Here is an 18,900-nt window from a genome sequence, read left to right as displayed (position 1 = left end):
CCTTCGTTTTCAGAAGTGTATGTCGGAGCAAAAGTAGGTAAATCATGGTTAGATGATTCCTGTACCAGTTCGGTGTGTGACGACGACGACTCAACCGTCGGCGCCTTCCTCGGTTATCAGATGTGGGACTTCCTCTCTTTGGAAGCAGGATACGATTACCTGGGCGAATTTCAGAATGGTTCAATGAAAGATGATATCAGCGCCATTACGCTCGCCCCAAAAGCCAATCTTGCATTAACGGATGACATCTCGCTTTACGGTAAGCTCGGTGGGGCTTATGTCGATTATGGCAGCAAGAACGACTGGTCTTACTTAGGGGCTGTGGGCCTGGAGTTTGACTCTCATCAGAACGTACTGGTTCGTCTGGAATACCAGACACTCACCGACATGAACAATGACGTGGTGCGTGCTGCCGGTAATTCCGCAACGCTTGGCGTGGTATATACCTTTGGTGGAGCATCTCAGGCCGAGCCAGCCCCCGTTGTCGAACCGGAAGTAATGGTGGTCGAGCAGCCGGAACCGGAACCTACATGGGTAGACAAAACCTACCAGACGACAACACTAGGTGAAAGTTACTTTGCACTCAACAGTACCGAGTTAAAACCAGAAAGCGCTCCGGTGCTGGATAAACTGGTCGATTTCCTGGCAGAGTATCCGGAATCTGAAGTCGTGATTATCGGCCATACCGATTCCACCGGCAGCGAGCAGTACAATCAGATGATTTCAGAAAAGCGCGCCCAATCGGTCTCGGACGCTCTGCAGCAACGTGGCATCGAACAACAACGGATTTCGGTTGAAGGGCGCGGTGAACTTGAGCCGAAAGCGTCCAACAAAACACGTGAAGGCCGCAAACAGAATCGCCGTGTCGAAATCATCATTCCTTCCTTCGATTACCAGATCCAACAATAAATCTACGACAGAGCCCTGCCCATCAGGGCTCTGTGCCATCTATACTTAAATCAGGTTACGCAGGTGAGGATGGCACAATGCGTTATTTCACATCCAAAGGACTTATCACGCTGGCGCTGCTGACGATCAGTCCGATTACGCCCGCTCAGTTCAATACCGCCCCGCTAAGATGTGAGTTGACGGACACCGCCGATTATTTTCTTTTTTATCAGGATCAACTGGTTTATCAGAGCGATCAATTCGCCATCTTTCAGAATTTCAAAGGCCGGGTCAGTAGTCAGGTGGACCTGAAAACTGGCGAACTGGTTCGTACCACCTACATCGGTGAACCGTTTGAACCCAAAATTCAGATTCTTTATGGCCACTGCATGAATCCACAGTCAACCTTGAAAATGTGGGAAATGAGCAAAGTCCCGTACAACGACTAACCCACAGACAGCGATTCAGTTCGTCTGGCAGATGTTTTATAGTCAAGCCTCCCCAACCTTTTCGGATCAGACATGAAGGCACTGAACGACCTCAATATCTTCGTAGAGACATCACGACAAGGCAGCTTCTCTAAAGCCGCCAACAGCATGGATTTGACACCGGCCGCCATCAGCGCTTCAGTCAAACGACTGGAAGAACAGATAGGTTTTCCACTCTTTGTCCGCTCAACTCGCAGTCTCCGCCTGACCAATGAAGGGGAGATATTCCTCACAAAAACTCAGACGGCACTGCACGCTCTGCAAGAAGGTCTGGACCAGATCGCCAGCTCAAGGGGAGAGCTGGCCGGCCATCTTTACATTACGGCCCCGTCGGATTTTGGCCGCAATATGCTCCTCAACTGGATCGATGAATTCATCGAGTTGCATCCAAATGTTCACATCAAACTTGAGTTGTCAGACAGTCTGACCGACATGTATTCCAAACCCGTCGACATTGCGATCCGTTATGGTGAGCCTGCCGATTCCAATCTGATTGCCATTGCGCTGTGTACGGCGAATGAACGCATTCTGTGTGCTTCTCCGGAATACGTCGCCAACCACCCGGCGCTCACTCAGCCCGCCGATCTGCTCGCACATAACTGCTTGTGTTACATGGTCTCCGACAGCCTGTATAACAAGTGGACGCTGAACCATAAGCAGGACACCGAAAGCGTGATTGTCAAAGGTAATCCAACCAGCAACGACAGTGAGGTTGTGCATCGTCAAGCCCTCAAAGGCAAAGGCATTGCCAATAAATCATTGATGGACATCAGCCAGGACATTTTGGATGGGAAACTGGTGCGAATTCTGCCCGAATGGGACGGTGGGTCAGTGCCCATTTACATGGTGTGCGCAGACCGTCGTCTGTTAACGCCGACCATTCGCGCTTTTCAGGCGTTTGTGCGAGAAAAGTGCTGCCAGCAACGCAAAATGGTTCTGGCAGCCATCGACGTTTAAGTGTCTGAGTTTACTGGTGTATCGTTAGTCGAAGTTAACGGCGATCTTACCGATAGCACGGCCACTTTCAATCAGCTCATGAGCCTGCCTCAGTTGCTCGGCGCCAAAACCTTCAATGGTGTCAGTCAGCGTGGAGCGAATTCGGCCGGCATCAATCAGATTCGCAACCTGAAAGAGAATATCTCGCTGTTTGGCCATGTCGTCGGTTTTAAACAAGGTACGGGTGAACATCAGTTCCCATATAAAACCAGCCGATTTGCCCTGCAATTTGGATAAATCCACCCCGCCATCAAACTCAACAATAGATGCAATCATTCCCTGAGGCGCGATCAATTCCGCCATCGCATCCCAGTGGCCTTTGGTGTCGGCGACATTGAAAATGTAGTCCACCGTTTCCAGCCCTTGCGCTTTCATTGAGTGGACCAAGTCACGATGATCAACCACGTGGTCTGCACCCATCTCCCGGACCCATGCCTGAGTTTCAGGTCGCGAAGCAGTTGCAATCACCGTAAGATGAGTCAGTTGTTTCGCCAGCTGAATGGCAATCGAACCAACACCGCCCGCCCCACCAATAATCAGCAGAGATTTTTTCTCGCTCGGCGTAATCCGTAACCGGTCAAACAAAGCCTCCCAGGCTGTTAATACCGTTAGCGGCATTACGGCCGCTTGTGGGTCCGTCAAGCTGTGCGGTGCGTGTGAAGCAATCCGAGCATCCACTAGCTGATACTCCGCGTGAGAACCTTGTCGCGTCACATCACCGGCATAGTAGACCCGGTCACCTGGCGCAAAACCGTCGACCTTGTCCCCGACAGCCGCTACAATACCCACCGCGTCATAGCCAACCACTCTGGGGGTTTCGAGCACTTTGTCAGCAGCGGCGCGGCAACGAATTTTCGCATCCGCCGGATTAATGGACACCGCGTTAACTTTCACCTGAAGATCATAGTCACCCGGTGTCGGTACTTGCGTGTCATATTCGAACAAGCTTTGCTCATCGCTGATCGGCAGTGAGCGAGTAAAACCGATCGCTTTCATTGTGGTAGGCACAGACATCATCATTCTCCCTAACATTTTTATTTTTAGCCGATGAAATTCATCGGACGCAGTTGTACGTATTCGACCAGTTCAAGACGGTCTGATTCTAGTTTGAAATGGTTGAAGTGCTCACTGACCAAATGTTGGTCCAGGCTTTCTTGTGAACACCAAATTTCTTGCATTATGTACAGCCCCGGGATCTGCTGATCGGCAAACAACTCGTACTGACAGCAGCCATTTTCTTCCCGTGTAGGTTCAAGTAAGCCCTTTAACAAAGCTTCCAGTGCCGCCTCACAACCGGAGGCGGCTTTAATTTCCGCAATTAAATGAATCATGGTTACAGCTCCGTCATCACCGTGTGGTGGTCCCAGCGCGATTTCGGCAACTTAGCGTTAAAATCGTCTTCGCTGTGATAGCCCAGCGGCACAATCACAACTGAGGTATAACCTTTTTCACGCAACCCAAACTCTTCATCGAGAATTTTCGGGTCAAAACCTTCGATAGGTACAGCATCAATATCCATCGCCGACGCGCCCAGCAGCAGCGTACCAACATTCAGATAAACCTGTTTCTCCATCCAGTGATTGGCATCCTTGAGATCAAAACGATGCATGTTGACGAAAAAAGAGCGTCCACCATGCATACCCTGCTTCGCCTCCGAATTGGCAAAGCGGCCGTCTTTGTCTTCCTGCTCAAGTAGCGCCTGCAAATACGCTTCATCAATGCTGGTTTTGGCGCAAAACACCACCACATGAGAAGCGTCCAACACTTTGCGTTCGTTGAAGGCGTAGCCCCCTTGCGTTGCCTTGGCAATACGCGCTTTACCTTCGTCGCTACTGGCAACAATAAAGTGCCATGGCTGTGAGTTCACGCTAGACGGACTCATGCGGATCAACGTTTTAATGGCGTCGGCTTTATCCGCCGGGATTTTGCGGCTGGCATCAAAAGCTTTGGTTGAGTAACGGGATTGTGCGGCCTGAACAATAGACATAATTTTCTCCAGATATTCAGTTATTCATATTGCGATGGCAGCTACAATAGCGCCCGGCTCCTTCTGGAAAAACCACCAGCGCGTTGAATGATTTTCAAATATTTTTTTAAAATTGACTGGGATAATCGCTGTACCCCTTTTCATTGCCACCAAATAAAGTTGCCGGATCGAGTTCCGCCAACGGCGCGTTGTGCTGCATTCGGGTGACCAGATCCGGATTGGCGACAAACGGGCGGCCAAACGCGACCAAATCGGCATACCCTTTCGCGAGCACGGCTTCGCCTCGCTCAATCGAATAACGGCCAGCGACGATGATGCAGTTGGTAAAGTTAAGGCGCAGTGCCTGACGAAATGACTCTGGAATCGTGGGGGCATCATCCCAGTCAGCTTCCGACAAATGCAGATACGCAACACCTTTGTCTTGCAGAGCTTTGGCAGCAAGCAGTATGGTGGGGACGATATCCGGACAGTTCATGTCTTTAAACGTGATGAATGGCGCCAGACGTACACCCACTTTCTCGGCACCTATTGCTGCGCTGACGGCGTCAACCACCTGGAGTAAAAAGCGAATACGATTTTCGCGACTGCCACCGTACTCGTCCGTGCGTGCGTTAGAATTGGTGCGCAGAAACTGGTCAATCAAATAGCCATTACCTGCGTGGATCTCGATACCATCAAAACCGGCGCGTACGGCTTGCCTGGCAGCATGGGCGAAGTTTTCAATCACGCGTTCAATGTCGGCCTGAGTCATCGCGCGCGGTGTCGGACAGTCGATCATCTCACCGTCACCGTGTTCGTTAGCGATCCACACTTGCGTATCCACCGGCTTAAGCGCCGAAGGCGCCATCGGCGCTTGCCCGCGCTGGAAGACCGGATGAGAAACCCGACCAACATGCCACAATTGGTTGAAGATCTTGCCGCCATTAGCATGCACAGCCTGAGTCACTAACTTCCAGCCTTCAACCTGCTGTTCGGTGTAGACACCCGGTGTAAATGAGTAGCCCTGGCTGTCATCTGAGATCTGCGTCGCTTCGGTAATGATCAAGCCGGCAGACGCACGCTGCGCGTAATACTCGGCCATCATGGCGTTGGGAATATTGCCCGGTTGACTGCTGCGCGCGCGTGTCATCGGCGCCATCACAATTTTGTTGCTCAGTGACAGTTGTTTCAGTTGGGTCGGTTCAAATAATAAAGTCATAGTGGCCTCTTTATGTGCTCTCAATTCATCTTGTAGATTCGGATGAGAAAAGCTTATCAGGATAGAAATTGGCGAGAATCCCATGCCAATTGAATTCACTATTTGGTAAGAGTGAATAATCCTTTCATGAGGAGATGGACAAGAGTGCCCCCACTCATCAATACAGGGAGAACAGGCAGGCCGCGCCCTTGAGTCTCATAAAATGGACGGGGACGATCCACTTTGTAAGCCAGCGGATCAGAGGCTTGCATGAAGCTTGAGCGCCAGACTTCGCTTACCTTACTCTGAGTGCAGCGACACATGTCCAAAGGGATTTATTGTTGTCACTCTCGACGGTTTTGCGGCAGACTAGCCGCCATAAGGACCCCATCCAAAATCAAAAAAGGAATCTCATGTTTGCTCAAGCTTTTGTTGACGCGGGTTTGCATTACGTCCCGCACTATTTCGATGTGCCATTGGATTATCACCACAGCGAGAAGGGACGCATCCGCGTCTTTGCCCGTGAAGTCTCCCAAGCTGGCGACCGCCATGCAGATAAGCCGTGGCTGGTGTATTTTCAGGGCGGACCTGGTTTCCCTTCCCCACGACAGAATGGCAACACCGGCTGGATCAAACGGGCTCTGAAGGATTATCGGGTGTTGCTGCTCGACCAACGTGGTACTGGCAACAGTTCGGTCATTAGCCATCAGACACTGGCAACAATGAGTCCCGTACAACAAGCGGAATATTTGAGTTACTTTCGCGCCGATAACATTGTGCGGGACGCCGAATTCATCCGCGAGCAGTTGGGCGTTACACAGTGGGCAATTCTAGGTCAAAGTTTCGGTGGTTTCTGCTCACTGACCTATTTATCAATGTTTCCACAGAGCTTGCTGCGCAGCTACATCACCGGTGGTGTACCCTCGATTTCACGCCATGCCGATGACGTCTATCACGCAACGTTCAAACGTACTAAAGAGAAAAATCAGGCTTTTTTCCAGCAATTTCCTCAAGCGCAGGCGCAGTGCCAAAAGATCGCCGACCATCTACTGCAACACGAAGAGTTCCTGCCCAACGGCCAGCGCCTGACCGTCGAACAGTTCCAGCAAATCGGCATCAGTTTCGGGGTCAGTGACAGCTTCCTGCCAACCTACTACCTACTGGAAAACGCCTTGGTTGAGATCGACGGGAAGCCGCGCCTGCGTTACGAATTTCTCAATGAAATATTGATGCAGCAGTCATTTCAGACTCACCCGATTTATGCCATTTTGCACGAGTCGATTTACTGCCAGGGCTTTGCCTCGTCGTGGAGTGCCCATCGGGTTCGTCAGCAACACCCCGAATTCAACTATCAATCAGGCCAGCCGTTCCTGTTTACCGGTGAGATGGTCTTCCCATGGATGTTCGATCAATACATCAACTTGCAGCCGCTCAAAGCCGCCGCCGACATGCTGGCAGAGAAATCCGACTGGGCTGCCCTGTACGACGAGAAACAGTTGGCGAACAATAAAGTGCCGGTCAGTTGCGCGGTGTACGCTGACGATATGTTTGTCGAAATGGACATCAGCCGTGAAACCCTGGCACTGATGCCAAACGCCAAGGCGTGGATCACCAACGAATATGAGCACAATGGTCTGCGCGCGGATGGCGAACACATTCTTGACCGACTGATCGCAGTGGGCAACCAGACCGCAGCCACACTGGCCTAAAACCTCTAACATCACACCAACCACCGGCCAGGTGGTTGGTTTTTGACATCTTTTCCCCTCACGCTGCTATACCCCTATGAACTGTCGGTATTTGTCGTATTATTACTTGGTTACAATGCGCCCCAATTTCTATGTTAGCGGTTAAAAGGAATCGTCATGAATCACTATGTTGTCTGTGCTCTGTACAAGTTCGTCGAGCTGGAAAATTATCAAGAGCTTCGGGAGCCTCTAAGAGAGTTGATGGAACAACATCAGGTGCGCGGTACATTGCTGCTGGCGAAAGAGGGTATTAATGGCACAGTGGCCGCCCCCCGTGAAGGTATTGATGCGCTACTGGCATGGCTAAACGCAGATTCTCGCCTGGCGGGCATCAGCTATAAAGAGTCACTCAATCATGAACAGCCATTTAACCGCACTAAGGTCAAACTCAAACAAGAAATCGTCACCATGGGCATTGAAGGCATCGACCCTCGTCACGTGGTCGGCACTTATATCAAACCCAAGGAATGGAATGACCTGATTTCGGATCCAGAAGTGTTTGTGGTCGACACCCGGAACGACTACGAAATCGAATTGGGTACGTTCCAGAACGCCGTTAACCCAAAAACCGAGACGTTCCGTGAGTTCCCGGATTATGTCAAACAGAACATGGACCCGAGCAAACACAAGAAAGTCGCGATGTTCTGTACAGGTGGAATCCGCTGTGAAAAATCCACCGCTTACATGAAAGAACAGGGCTTCGACGAGGTTTACCATCTCGAAGGCGGCATCCTGAAGTATCTTGAAGAAGTGCCTGAAGAAGAGAGCTTGTGGCAAGGTGACTGCTATGTGTTTGACGGCCGTGTTGCGGTCAACCATCAACTGGAAAAGAGCGAATACGACCTGTGTAACGCGTGTCGCCTGCCAATCACAGAAGCAGATAAACAGTCCGACAAATTCGAACAAGGCGTCAGTTGTCCGAAATGCCACGGCACACACAGTGAAGAGCAAGTGATCCGTTTCCGTGAGCGCGAAAAGCAGGTGCAGCTCGCCCGTGAGCGTGGTGAAAACCATGTGGGTGGCGATGCCGTCAAAACAGCTGAGCAAAAGCGTCAGGAAAAATTGCAACGCAAGCAAACGCAGCGACAGCAAAACAGCTGAGCCACACCACCAGCGCAGCCTTAACCGACAAGCCCCGCAATGCGGGGCTTTTTGTTGAAGATCAAAATGACATCAGGCATCAGCGGAGGATTCTGCAAGGTGACGACTGGCGTAATGGAATGTCGCCCATGACCCAACACCACACAGACACATCGCGACGGCCATTGGCATGGCGCCATAGTGAGACAACATAGAAACACAAGCGCCGACAATCCCTGCCAGGGCAAAGCGCAGCGTCCCGGCCACAGCGGCCACTGTGCCTGCCATTTGAGGGAAATCACTCATTAGCAACCCCATGGCGTTGCTGCCAATCAGGGCAACGTTGCCGACAAATATCATGATGCAGGCCACCATAAACGGGTAACTTAGCCCCAGCAGTTCTACCAGCACTAAACCCATTCCGGCCAGCACCTGCATCCCCAACCCAACCCGGAGCATCGCAGGAATGCCCACTTTTTTAACGTAGCGTCCGTTGATGCTGGTGATCACCATCATCACGACGATATTCAGGGCAAAATAGTAGCCAAAGTGCTCCGGCGGAATGTGATAAAGCGTAATGTAAACAAACGATCCTGCGGTCAGAAAAGCAAACATTCCGGCAAATGAAAACGCACCACACAAGACCAGACAAAGCACTCGCATATCGCGCGAGAGCGCACCATACGCCGCCAGCGTCGCCCGCAGTTCAAACGGACGCCGATGCTCGGCACTGAGCGTTTCCGGCAGACAGAACGCCACCAGCGCAACAATAATCAGAGCCAACAACGCCAGAACATAGAAAATCGATTCCCAGCCCAAATACAACGACAGATAGCCACCAACCAGGGGGGCCATCAGCGGCGCAACCGTCACCACCAGGCTGACAAACGACATGGTACGAGCGAAATCTTCACGGTCAAACATATCCCGAACTAACGCCTGAAGCACCACGGCACTGGCCGCGCCCGCCATTCCCTGAACAATGCGTAGCGCAATAAACATTTCAATTGAGTGTACGTTGGCCGCCAGCGCACAACCCAAACCAAACAGCAAAGTCCCCACTACCATCACGGGTTTGCGACCCAGGCTGTCTGATAGCGGACCATGGATCATCTGGGCCAGCGCAAAACCAATGGAATAAGCGGTCAACGTGATCTGCACCGCACTGGCTGGCACCGCAAGATCCTCGGCGATCGCCGGCATCGCCGGCAAATACATGTCAATGGCGAACGGGGTCAGGGCTCCGATGGCGCCAAGAATAATATAAAGAAACAGCGAAGGTTTGGTGGTTCCGCTCTGAGTCAGTTGCATGGATTCTCTTTTCGATTAGACGATAAATAAAAACACGGCTTCTTTACAGAAGCCGTGTTGCATCGGGTTAAGCAGGGATTACCAGTTCATTTCACCCATGCTAACCTTAGCACCCAGTTCCAAACCGGCATCCGCTTCAAACTGAGGGTAGGCTTGCATCGTTTTCTTAATCAGTTCAGCAGAATTTTGTGAGTTTGCCACGTTAACGTCGTAAGTCGCGACGTAATCACGGTTAAACGTTACGGCGTCTGTGCCTACAGGCTCTTCACCAATGTAGTGACCCGGAATCACGCGTGTCGGTTTCAGTGCCAGCATGCGATCCAGTCCCTGAACCCACTCGATGCGTTTCTCATGTGTCGCAGCATCCGCCATCCAAACGTGACCACCTGACGCCACAGACACGCCACCCAGTACAGTTTTCAGTGAAGGAATCCAGTAATAAGCCTGATGCGTACCGCCTTCTTTCAGTTCAATGCTTTCCCCTTCCAGGCTAATGTTACCGTTGAACACTTGTGGCACATAAACGGATTTTGGTGCATTTTCACCTAAGATCGGGCCCCAGTAGCTGATCTTCTGATCTTTAGTACGCTTGATGTGATCGACCACCGCCTGAGTGGCATAGATGTTCACGTCCGGATACGCTTTAACGATCGGCTCTAAGCCAAAGTAGAAGTCCGGGTCGCCTGCAGTAATGTAGATTGCCTGAAGTTGTTTACCCGATTTCTGAATCATATCCAGAACGTGTTTCCCTTCTTCTACACCAAATTGAGCATCAAAAAGAACGGCGTTTTTCTCTCCCTCAATCAGAGTAGAAGCGACAGGAAAGATGCCTTTATCCTGAGGGTTATAGGTGGTCAGAGTCAGGTCTGCCATTGCAGATCCAGAAGCCAGAGCGGTGGTTAAAATCAGTGTGGTAACAGGTTTCATAGTTTTTGCCTCATCAGTAACTAACGAGGCCTACTTTACCAACTGAACGAAAAAGAAATAGCCACGCTCTCGCACATAACTAGTGCATATTTTGCAACAATACTGGTATATATTACCGAACACTATTTCATTTTACGCACATTTAAGCGCTGTTCCACACCGGCTCCCGGTGCATCCGCTCCACAACAAAATCGATAAACTGGCGCAATAACGTCGTGACCTGGCGGCGGTTGGAATACACCAGGTGCACCCCCAACTGTCTCGGTTCCCAGTCAGTCAGCAATGGCACCAGCTCACCAGAACGTATGTATGGCTGTACACTGGCCAGCGGCTGCATACTCACGCCACCGCCACTGAGCGTGGCGTTGAGTAGAATCGTTGAAATATTGGCCGTCAGCTGGCCCGTTACGGGCACGGACTCACTGTTACCCCCTTTGTCAAAATGCCATTCACTTTTGCCAAAATAGCTGAACGTCAGACAACTGTGCGCGCGCAGCGCTTGAAGCGAATCAGGTGTGCCGTGCTTGCTGAGGTACTCGGGCGCAGCGACGACTACCGAGCGACACACCCCGATTTGGCGCGCAATCACATTGGGATCAAGGTCGTTACTGATGCGCACGGCCAGATCGATGCCTTCCTCGACCAAGTGAATGCTGCGATCAGCCACCACCAGTTCAATCTGCACCTTAGGCCATAGTGCGCAAAAGTCGTTGATGGCGGCAAGCAGAAACGCATCGATCATCGAATAGCTGCAGGTGATCCTCAGCCGCCCGGACAGGGTATTGTGTTGTCGATCTGAAATGGCTCCGATGTCATCGGTTAAATTCAGAATTTGGTAGGCACGTTCCAGTGTTTGCTCACCAGCTTCCGTCAAACTCTGAGTACGGGTTGTACGGTGCAGCAGGCGGGTACCAACCCACTCTTCCAGCTCAGAAAGGTGGCGGGATACTTTGGTTCGTTCGATATCCAGGTGTTTGGCTGCCGCTGACAGGCTGCCCTGTTCGACGATTGAAACAAATATTTTCAGTGCGCTGATTCTGTCCATGCATCTCACTCAGAGAAAAGTCGTGCCAGGCAGTTAACACTGTGCTGGCGAGGTCTCCTTATGATATCGACCCTTGTGACGAAATCCACGCTCAAATACATAAATTTCGTCATTCACGCTACGACGTCCAGGCAAAGCTGATGCGGCCTACCATTGGCTGACCGCGACTGCACTATTGCAAACAAAGTAAGTGGAAGCTTTTTTTGCCTCGCTGAATCACCCAATAACGATCGAATAAGGCAAAGTAACCACTGAGGTTGTCGTGTTGCACTCGCTCACCATTGACACGAATGGCTCCGTCGCTGATCAACTCACGTGCGATACGACGCGATTTTGCCAGGCCACTCGTGACCAGTGCTTGTGAAAGCGAAATACTCGCCTCAATCGCCGTAACGGGCAGGCCATCCTGAGCAATCTGTGCGAGCTCAGCTTGCGTAAGTGTTTTCCACTGACCATCAAACATCGCCTGAGTGATACGCTGAGCACTGCTGAGCCCATCTTCACCATGCACAAACCGAGTCACCTGCTCGGCCAGCACTTGCTGAGCCCGTGGCTTACCCACACGCTGTTTGTCTTCGACTTCCAATGCCTCAATGTCATCCAGCGACAAAAAAGTGTAGTAGCGTAAAAAACGGTACACATCGTCATCATTGGTATTGAGCCAGAATTGGTAGAAGCTGAACGGTGAGGTTTGTCTGGCATCGAGCCACACCGCCCCACCTTCGGTTTTGCCGAATTTGGTGCCATCGGCTTTTGTGATCAATGGCAGTGTCATACCAAACACTTTATTGCCATTCAGTCGCCGGGTCAGATCGATCCCGCTGACAATATTACCCCATTGGTCACTGCCGCCAATTTGCAGTGTGCAGCCATGTTTTCGATTGAGGTAGGCAAAATCGTACGATTGCAACAACGCGTAACTGAATTCGGTAAAGGATATGCCCTGTTCCGCACGCTCCAAACGCTGGCGAACCGACTCGCGATTCATCATCGCATTGATGGAAAAGTGCTTGCCGATATCACGCAGAAATTCAATCACGTTTAGCGAGCCGATCCAGTCGGCGTTGTTCACCACCTCAAAGGCCACCGCGTCCTCCGCCGGGAGGATACCGCGAATTTGTTGTGCCAGTTGGGCGACCCAGCCTTGCACCGTCTCGGCGCTGTTGAGCATGCGTTCGGTGGCTTTAAAGCTCGGATCGCCAATCATACCGGTCGCTCCGCCAATCAAAGCCAGAGGCTTGTGCCCTGCTTGTCTAAAACGCTGCATCAGGATAAGTGGCACCAGGTGACCAATATGCAGGCTGCCTGCGGTCGGATCGAAGCCGCAGTAAATCACTTGTGGTTCGGTGAGCAGAGAGTGGAGTGTATCGAGATCGGTGGCCTGTGCGATCAGGCCACGTTGTTGAAGGTCATCTAAAATCGAGGTCATGGTTCCGCCTGTGTGTATTTTTTCACAGACTAACCAGATTGAGCAGCGGACTCGATATCCCTATAGGGACAATTACTGCAATCAGCCGGCTTTACAGTTCAAACTGACGCTCAAACTCACGCTGTTCCATGATGTCTTCGATTCTTCTGCGTACTTTGCGTTGCACTGTGCCAGCCGATTCGCGTGCTTCGCTGTTCTTGTCGCGTTTCTTTTTCGTTGTCTTTTTTCCTTGTGACATACCTACCTTCCTGACGTGAGTGAGCCAAAGCGTGGCCTGTTAGAATATGTATCCGCGTCGCCTTCCGACGCCGCCAAGCTGCCTTTGATATCGGAAAATACCCGTTTTCAGCATGAATAAAGGTAAAGTCCCTGAAACAGCCGTTAATCTACAGTATCACGAAACAGGCCTTAGGAGTGAAAATCTCGGCAAATCATTAAGGATGAGACAGATTATTCAAAACAAGTGGAATAAAACGCGCGTAAACGCTGAAAGAGGGACGAAACTAAGAGGGGGCAGTGCTGGAAAAACAAACGGCCGGGGTTGTTACCAACCCCGGCCGTTTATCATAAATTGAGTAATTAGCCTACAACAACGTTGCTAGCTTGAGGACCTTTCTGGCCTTCCTCAACAGTGAAAGTTACTTTCTGACCTTCAGCCAGAGTTTTGAAACCTTCAGAAACGATTGAGCTGAAGTGTACGAATACGTCTTTGCCACCGTTGTCTTGAGAAATAAAACCGAAACCTTTAGTTTCGTTGAACCATTTAACTGTACCTGTCACTGAATTTGACATAATAACCTCTGAGAGTATTAAAAAAATTTATCGCCTGATACGGTTACTGAAAACAAACGCTATTTAATGTCTCAATAAAGCGAAAGGGCACAGCAGAGGTAACGAGCAGAGCCGAACCATTGCTGAGATGTAACTTTAACTAGATGTAGCATTAACAGCTCTCTATATCAGAGCAGCGGCTCAGTATACAGAGAAACCGCATATTGTATAGCTTTATTTTGGTTCTTTGAGATCACACATCCATGGCGCCGCCAGCATATGATTGAGAAATAGCTGAAATAGCTCACTGAGTGACCGCACATTGAGCTGCGCGTACACGCGCTTACGATGGTTTTTGACCGTACCGATACCAATCCCAAGAGACTCGGCAATCTCTTGGGAATCGAGTCCCTGAACCAACAGCGCGGTGACTTCCTGCTCCCTCTGTGTCAGCCTGTCAGCCCCAAAACTGGCTAGGGCCGCTTGCAACGCCGATGCCATACCAGGCTGGTGCAGCGCTGCCTCCGCCAGTACAAAGGCTTGCTGTTGCCATTGCTGATGGCATAACGCTTCAACAAGACGGAAACCGTGTTGCAACCGTTGCCGGCCCTCAAGGCTAAAACAACCATGTTGTAGTAAGCCTAGATAAATCACGACCCAACGACCTTCGTCTAACTGAATCGTGACGCACAGTTCATCCTGCCAGCCAGTCTGACGATAAAACTCTTGTTGATAATCCCGGTACTCCCCGGCCACCGGCACCACATCATTCAGCCCGTAAACTCCGGGAGCGGAACCGTCCAGGATCGCCTGATAAAACGGGTCTTTAAGAAATGAATCGGTCAGATAGCGCTGAAACAGCAGTTCGCGTTGTGACGGGATCGAGTCATACAGGTAGATAGGGTGTTTGCCCTGTCGGTATCCCAGGATCACAGCGCAGTCAAACGTGATCTGAGCCTGCAACCAAGCTATCAGCCGCGAGGTAAATTGCGGTGTATGGAGCGCTTTCACCACCTCGGCAATATCGGCGTATTCAGCGGAAGCGATCATGATTACCTCAGGATTACACAGGGAACAGACCTCTGAGCTTACCCTAATTTTACGCTCAGACAATGGCTGGATAGCCAACCCGGGGCAAGCGGCGCTTTCTCCGATATCAAGCACTTTGTTACCAATGTCGGAAATCTTCAATATTCCCCGTTTACGCCAGATTATCGTAGAGACTCACTTCAGCAAGGAGATAGCAGCATGAAACGACTGGATTACTACAATACCGCTCCGCAAGCGATGGACATACTGATGCAACAGGAAAGCTACTTCCGTCGCCAGTTCGAGGCGTCGGAAACCATGTCTGTCCGGATCTGGGAATTGGTTAAACTCAGAGTCTCACAGATCAATCAGTGCGCCTTTTGTATTGATATGCACAGTAAAGACGCATTGAAATACGGGGAACAGGCGGAGCGGATCTTTGGCTTGAACGCGTGGCGGGATATGCCCATGTACGACGAGCAGGAACGCACCGCTCTTGGCTGGGCAGAACATCTGACGGCAGGCTCAATCGTCAGCGACGACGAATACCAACAGGTATTAGATTGTTTTGGTCCGCACGCCCTGGTGGATTTGACAATTGCCATTAATGCCATCAATAGTTGGAATCGTATTGTCAAAGTCTTCAAGCCACAAGTGGGCCGCTACCGACCGGAGTAACTCAAGCAACGCATGGATTTCAGACTGTATCAGCCTCAGGGCCGCACCGCAGACCATATTCAGGGAATATGGTCTGTTTACGTATCTTCAGAACATGATGAACCGATTGACAAGCTGCTGTTCGGTGATGCCGGCAGCGGCGTGCTGTTCAATTTTGGCGCTGACGTCTTTTTTGCCGATGCGTGGCACGCTCCGGGCATCGTATTGCTGCCGGTCAGCCTCAAAGCTCAGACGGTCATTCTGCCTGCCGGTACGCTGATGGCGGGTATCCGCTTTCATCCGGCGATGGGGTATCAATGCCTCGGCAAACGCTTCGAGCAGCCTGTTCGCAGCGAACAGGAGCCCGACATCCACACACGGCTCAGCCCCTTGTATGAACAAATGCGCCACTGCCAAGGCCACAATGGCCGCCTCCGTGTTCTGTACCAGTATGCACAGCAGCACTTCGTCCACGATGGCGACGAACGTAAACAGGTTGTTCGCTTGGTCCAGCATGCGCACTCAAACCCAAGCGCGCCGGCAACGGTCGGACTGCGTCAGATAGAGCGCCATTTTCAAACCTGGATGGGCATGACACCCAAATATTATCAGCGGCTGATTCGGGTCAAACAGGCTCTCGAACAGCTCAAACACTCCCCCTCAACTCCACTGGCCGATTTAGCCGCAGATCTGGGATTCGCTGATCAGGCCCACATGACCCGTGAGTTTCGTGCTCTGGCCAATATCACGCCGAAACACTACGCCCGCCGCTGCCTGCACATAGGTGCACCTAAGTAGCCCGGCACAAAAAAAAGCGCCCCAGAGGGCGCTTTTGTATGCGTATACAACACTATTTACCGCTGACGTTACCAAGTTTGAGCCAGGTATCGATCACCGTGTCTGGGTTGAGTGAGACTGAGCTGATGCCCTGCTCCATCAGCCATTCGGCCAAATCATCGTGATCCGATGGCCCCTGACCACAAATACCCACGTATTTGCCGGCTTTGGTCGCCGCGTCAATGGCCATTTTCAACATGGCTTTCACGGCAGGGTTGCGCTCATCAAACAAATGCGCCACGTCACCAGAGTCACGGTCAAGACCAAGGGTCAGTTGGGTCATGTCATTTGAGCCGATAGAAAAACCATCAAAATACTTGAGGAACTCATCTGCCAGGACCGCATTGGATGGTAACTCACACATCATGATCACTTTCAGCCCCTGGTCGCCGCGACGCAAATCAAACTTCGCCAGCAGGTCGATAACCGACGCCGCTTCGCTTGGTGTGCGAACAAATGGGATCATGATCTCGACGTTTTTCAAACCCATTTCATAGCGCACACGCTTGATGGCCTGAGTTTCCAACTCAAAACAGTCTTCAAATATCGGAGAGATGTAACGCGACGCACCACGGAAGCCCAGCATTGGGTTCTCTTCGTGTGGTTCGTAGTGCTGCCCACCCACCAAGTTGCTGTATTCGTTTGACTTAAAGTCCGACATACGCACAATCACGCGTTTCGGCCAGAATGCCGCTGCAATCGTAGCAATGCCTTCGGTCAGTTTGCTGACGTAAAAGTCGATCGGATCTTGATAACCACGAATGCGCTGGGTAATTTCCGCTTTCAGCTCATCGCTTTGTGCATCAAAGTTCAACAACGCTTTCGGGTGAATACCAATCATCTTATTGATGATGAATTCAAGACGTGCCAGACCAACACCTTCGTTCGGAATCTGAGCGAAGTCGAACGCACGATCCGGGTTGCCAACGTTCATCATCACTTTGGTGGGCAGCAATGGCAGTTCATCCACAGCAGAGCGCTTAATTTCAAACGCCAGCTCACCCTGGTAAACATAACCGGTTTCCCCTTCCGCACAAGACACGGTCACTGTGGTACCGTCGGTCAGACTGTCTGTTGCATTGCCACAACCAACGATGGCCGGAATGCCCAATTCACGCGCGATGATCGCCGCATGACAGGTACGCCCACCACGGTTGGTGACAATGGCCGACGCTTTCTTCATGACCGGTTCCCAGTCCGGGTCCGTCATGTCCGTGACCAGCACGTCCCCTTCCTGAACCAATGACATCTGATCCAGTGAATCCACCAGACGCACAGCACCGCTGCCGATACGCTGTCCGATTGCTCGGCCTTCGACCAGCACGTCCGCCTTGTTGTTCAGCTCATAGCGCTCGATCACATTCTGTTCACTTTGCGACATGACCGTCTCAGGGCGCGCCTGAACGATGTATAACTTGCCATCGATGCCGTCTTTCGCCCACTCGATGTCCATCGGACGCTGATAGTGCTTCTCAATGATCATTGCCTGTTTGGCCAGCTCTTTGATCTCGTCATCGTTGAGCGAGAACTGGTTCCGCTCTTGGGCCGAGGTATCGATGATTTCTACCTGTTTACCAATTTCCTGGCTGTTGGCGTAAATCATCTTGGTCAGCTTAGACCCAAACGTCTTCTTAACGATCGGGTGCTGACCGGCTTCCAGCATCGGCTTGTGGACGTAGAATTCATCTGGGTTCACCGCCCCTTGCACCACCATTTCGCCCAGACCCCAGGCAGAAGTAATGAAGACAACCTGATCAAAGCCCGACTCTGTATCCAGTGTGAACATCACACCTGAAGAGGCCTTGTCAGAGCGCACCATACGTTGAATACCGGCCGATAGGGAAATACCACGGTGATCAAACCCCTGGTGCACCCGGTAAGAAATAGCGCGGTCATTAAACAAAGAGGCATAAACGTGTTTGGTCGCTTCCAGCACCGCGTCGATGCCTTTGACGTTCAGAAACGTTTCCTGCTGACCAGCAAACGAAGCGTCTGGTAAGTCTTCAGCGGTCGCAGATGAACGCACTGCTACTGAAAGCTCAGTGTTACCTTCAATCAGAGTAACGTAGTTGTCGCGGATATCCTGCTCAAGATCAGCAGGGAACGGGGCTTCTAATACCCATTGACGAATGGTGGCACCTGTCTTACGCAGAGCGTCCACATCATCAACGTCCAGTTCATCCAGCAGCGAGTGAATGCGTTCGTCCAGACCTTCATGGTCAAGGAACTGGTTAAACGCGTATGAGGTTGTCGCAAAACCGTTGGGTACCGACACACCGGCATTGGCCAGATTAGAGACCATTTCGCCGAGTGACGCATTTTTACCGCCGACCTTATCGACATCTTCCATGGATAGGCTATTGAACCAGAGGGTGTTCTTTTGCATGTCTTTCTCCAGAAACATTGCAGCTTTTGTAGGGACTAAAGGCAAACGATTACGTACGAGCTGAAAAAAATTCACAAAGAATGTTTAAAGCTGTGGGGGACGTAATTGAACGCCGGGTTTTATTATCTGTATTATGTGTTACAT

Annotated in this window: 19 protein-coding genes; 7 read left to right on the top strand and 12 right to left on the bottom strand. The window is 51.2% G+C overall.

Translation table 11 applies throughout. From position 1 onward, the window contains the following. From CAG65_RS10600 to CAG65_RS10590, 3 genes are all read left to right on the top strand, one after another. On the top strand, positions 1-909 hold a 909-nt coding region (locus CAG65_RS10600), incomplete at its 5' end, for an OmpA family protein (RefSeq protein ID WP_161453601.1). A gap of 77 nt (positions 910-986) precedes the next feature. Beyond that, positions 987-1,337 (top strand): hypothetical protein, encoded by a 351-nt coding sequence (locus tag CAG65_RS10595; RefSeq protein WP_161453600.1) that lies wholly within the window; start codon positions 987-989, stop codon positions 1,335-1,337. Positions 1,338-1,409: 72 nt separating this feature from the next. Beyond that, complete coding sequence (locus CAG65_RS10590) at positions 1,410-2,333, top strand: LysR family transcriptional regulator (RefSeq protein WP_021706085.1); 924 nt, start codon at positions 1,410-1,412, stop codon at positions 2,331-2,333. 24 nt (positions 2,334-2,357) lie between these two features. Here CAG65_RS10590 and CAG65_RS10585 read toward each other — a convergent pair whose 3' ends face one another. The 4 genes from CAG65_RS10585 to CAG65_RS10570 all read right to left on the bottom strand — a co-directional run bounded on the left by CAG65_RS10585 (position 2,358) and on the right by CAG65_RS10570 (position 5,557). Then, a complete protein-coding gene (locus CAG65_RS10585) occupies positions 2,358-3,386 on the bottom strand; it encodes a zinc-binding alcohol dehydrogenase family protein (RefSeq protein ID WP_021706084.1) in 1,029 nt (342 codons plus the stop codon). A 26-nt stretch (positions 3,387-3,412) separates the two neighbouring features. After that, positions 3,413-3,703 carry a putative quinol monooxygenase gene (locus tag CAG65_RS10580; protein ID WP_161453599.1) on the bottom strand — a complete coding sequence of 97 codons (291 nt, stop codon included), beginning with the start codon at positions 3,701-3,703 and terminating at the stop codon, positions 3,413-3,415. Positions 3,704-3,705: 2 nt separating this feature from the next. Then, positions 3,706-4,359, bottom strand: a complete 654-nt coding sequence (nfsB, locus tag CAG65_RS10575) for an oxygen-insensitive NAD(P)H nitroreductase (RefSeq protein WP_161453598.1) — start codon at positions 4,357-4,359, stop codon at positions 3,706-3,708. A gap of 106 nt (positions 4,360-4,465) precedes the next feature. Beyond that, positions 4,466-5,557 (bottom strand): alkene reductase, encoded by a 1,092-nt coding sequence (locus CAG65_RS10570; protein ID WP_021706081.1) that lies wholly within the window; start codon positions 5,555-5,557, stop codon positions 4,466-4,468. Positions 5,558-5,949: 392 nt separating this feature from the next. On the opposite strand from CAG65_RS10570, the gene CAG65_RS10565 reads away from it, so the two are divergent. Both CAG65_RS10565 and trhO read left to right on the top strand, forming a co-directional pair. Further along, the gene (locus CAG65_RS10565) at positions 5,950-7,245 is read left to right on the top strand and encodes an alpha/beta fold hydrolase (protein WP_161453597.1); all 1,296 of its coding nucleotides are present in this window, start codon (positions 5,950-5,952) and stop codon (positions 7,243-7,245) included. A gap of 156 nt (positions 7,246-7,401) precedes the next feature. Next, positions 7,402-8,385, top strand: a complete 984-nt coding sequence (gene trhO, locus CAG65_RS10560; protein ID WP_161453596.1) for an oxygen-dependent tRNA uridine(34) hydroxylase TrhO — start codon at positions 7,402-7,404, stop codon at positions 8,383-8,385. A gap of 72 nt (positions 8,386-8,457) precedes the next feature. Here trhO and CAG65_RS10555 read toward each other — a convergent pair whose 3' ends face one another. The 7 genes from CAG65_RS10555 to CAG65_RS10525 all read right to left on the bottom strand — a co-directional run bounded on the left by CAG65_RS10555 (position 8,458) and on the right by CAG65_RS10525 (position 14,900). Next, positions 8,458-9,675, bottom strand: coding sequence for a Bcr/CflA family multidrug efflux MFS transporter (locus CAG65_RS10555; protein WP_161453595.1), 1,218 nt, complete (start codon positions 9,673-9,675; stop codon positions 8,458-8,460). A 78-nt stretch (positions 9,676-9,753) separates the two neighbouring features. Further along, positions 9,754-10,602: an MBL fold metallo-hydrolase gene (locus CAG65_RS10550; protein ID WP_161453594.1), complete on the bottom strand. Its 849-nt coding sequence runs from the start codon at positions 10,600-10,602 to the stop codon at positions 9,754-9,756. 142 nt (positions 10,603-10,744) lie between these two features. Next, the gene (locus CAG65_RS10545) at positions 10,745-11,647 is read right to left on the bottom strand and encodes a LysR family transcriptional regulator (protein WP_161453593.1); all 903 of its coding nucleotides are present in this window, start codon (positions 11,645-11,647) and stop codon (positions 10,745-10,747) included. A gap of 172 nt (positions 11,648-11,819) precedes the next feature. Next, entirely contained in the window at positions 11,820-13,076 is a 1,257-nt protein-coding gene (tyrS, locus tag CAG65_RS10540; RefSeq protein WP_161453592.1) for a tyrosine--tRNA ligase, read from the bottom strand. A gap of 91 nt (positions 13,077-13,167) precedes the next feature. Beyond that, positions 13,168-13,314 carry a hypothetical protein gene (locus tag CAG65_RS10535; RefSeq protein WP_040902812.1) on the bottom strand — a complete coding sequence of 49 codons (147 nt, stop codon included), beginning with the start codon at positions 13,312-13,314 and terminating at the stop codon, positions 13,168-13,170. A 341-nt stretch (positions 13,315-13,655) separates the two neighbouring features. After that, a complete protein-coding gene (gene cspE / locus CAG65_RS10530) occupies positions 13,656-13,868 on the bottom strand; it encodes a transcription antiterminator/RNA stability regulator CspE (protein WP_021706074.1) in 213 nt (70 codons plus the stop codon). A 213-nt stretch (positions 13,869-14,081) separates the two neighbouring features. Further along, positions 14,082-14,900 (bottom strand): LuxR C-terminal-related transcriptional regulator, encoded by an 819-nt coding sequence (locus CAG65_RS10525; RefSeq protein WP_161453602.1) that lies wholly within the window; start codon positions 14,898-14,900, stop codon positions 14,082-14,084. Positions 14,901-15,095: 195 nt separating this feature from the next. Here CAG65_RS10525 and CAG65_RS10520 point away from each other — a divergent pair, with 195 nt between their 5' ends. Both CAG65_RS10520 and CAG65_RS10515 read left to right on the top strand, forming a co-directional pair. After that, positions 15,096-15,554, top strand: a complete 459-nt coding sequence (locus tag CAG65_RS10520; RefSeq protein ID WP_021706071.1) for a carboxymuconolactone decarboxylase family protein — start codon at positions 15,096-15,098, stop codon at positions 15,552-15,554. 12 nt (positions 15,555-15,566) lie between these two features. After that, positions 15,567-16,331, top strand: coding sequence for an AraC family transcriptional regulator (locus tag CAG65_RS10515; protein WP_161453591.1), 765 nt, complete (start codon positions 15,567-15,569; stop codon positions 16,329-16,331). 52 nt (positions 16,332-16,383) lie between these two features. Here the strand turns inward: CAG65_RS10515 and ppsA are convergent, their stop codons facing one another. Beyond that, positions 16,384-18,774, bottom strand: a complete 2,391-nt coding sequence (gene ppsA, locus CAG65_RS10510) for a phosphoenolpyruvate synthase (RefSeq protein WP_021706069.1) — start codon at positions 18,772-18,774, stop codon at positions 16,384-16,386. Between the last annotated feature and the right edge of the window lie 126 nt (positions 18,775-18,900).

This window comes from Vibrio sp. V39_P1S14PM300 (assembly GCF_009904765.1).
GTDB lineage: Bacteria > Pseudomonadota > Gammaproteobacteria > Enterobacterales > Vibrionaceae > Vibrio > Vibrio proteolyticus.
Note: the sequence above shows the minus strand (reverse complement) of the source record. Positions and strands in the feature narration are given on the sequence as shown.

What these genes read in the sequence shown, in the direction of transcription:
- CAG65_RS10545 (WP_161453593.1), bottom strand. Translation starts at nt 11,647, where the DNA reads ATGGACAGAATCAGCGCACTGAAAATATTTGTTTCAATCGTCGAACAG.
- CAG65_RS10580 (WP_161453599.1), bottom strand. Translation starts at nt 3,703, where the DNA reads ATGATTCATTTAATTGCGGAAATTAAAGCCGCCTCCGGTTGTGAGGCG.
- CAG65_RS10570 (WP_021706081.1), bottom strand. Translation starts at nt 5,557, where the DNA reads ATGACTTTATTATTTGAACCGACCCAACTGAAACAACTGTCACTGAGC.
- CAG65_RS10515 (WP_161453591.1), top strand. Translation starts at nt 15,567, where the DNA reads ATGGATTTCAGACTGTATCAGCCTCAGGGCCGCACCGCAGACCATATT.
- CAG65_RS10595 (WP_161453600.1), top strand. Translation starts at nt 987, where the DNA reads ATGCGTTATTTCACATCCAAAGGACTTATCACGCTGGCGCTGCTGACG.
- ppsA (WP_021706069.1), bottom strand. Translation starts at nt 18,774, where the DNA reads ATGTTTCTGGAGAAAGACATGCAAAAGAACACCCTCTGGTTCAATAGC.
- nfsB (WP_161453598.1), bottom strand. Translation starts at nt 4,359, where the DNA reads ATGTCTATTGTTCAGGCCGCACAATCCCGTTACTCAACCAAAGCTTTT.
- trhO (WP_161453596.1), top strand. Translation starts at nt 7,402, where the DNA reads ATGAATCACTATGTTGTCTGTGCTCTGTACAAGTTCGTCGAGCTGGAA.
- CAG65_RS10590 (WP_021706085.1), top strand. Translation starts at nt 1,410, where the DNA reads ATGAAGGCACTGAACGACCTCAATATCTTCGTAGAGACATCACGACAA.
- CAG65_RS10550 (WP_161453594.1), bottom strand. Translation starts at nt 10,602, where the DNA reads ATGAAACCTGTTACCACACTGATTTTAACCACCGCTCTGGCTTCTGGA.
- CAG65_RS10555 (WP_161453595.1), bottom strand. Translation starts at nt 9,675, where the DNA reads ATGCAACTGACTCAGAGCGGAACCACCAAACCTTCGCTGTTTCTTTAT.
- cspE (WP_021706074.1), bottom strand. Translation starts at nt 13,868, where the DNA reads ATGTCAAATTCAGTGACAGGTACAGTTAAATGGTTCAACGAAACTAAA.
- CAG65_RS10565 (WP_161453597.1), top strand. Translation starts at nt 5,950, where the DNA reads ATGTTTGCTCAAGCTTTTGTTGACGCGGGTTTGCATTACGTCCCGCAC.
- tyrS (WP_161453592.1), bottom strand. Translation starts at nt 13,076, where the DNA reads ATGACCTCGATTTTAGATGACCTTCAACAACGTGGCCTGATCGCACAG.
- CAG65_RS10535 (WP_040902812.1), bottom strand. Translation starts at nt 13,314, where the DNA reads ATGTCACAAGGAAAAAAGACAACGAAAAAGAAACGCGACAAGAACAGC.
- CAG65_RS10520 (WP_021706071.1), top strand. Translation starts at nt 15,096, where the DNA reads ATGAAACGACTGGATTACTACAATACCGCTCCGCAAGCGATGGACATA.
- CAG65_RS10585 (WP_021706084.1), bottom strand. Translation starts at nt 3,386, where the DNA reads ATGTCTGTGCCTACCACAATGAAAGCGATCGGTTTTACTCGCTCACTG.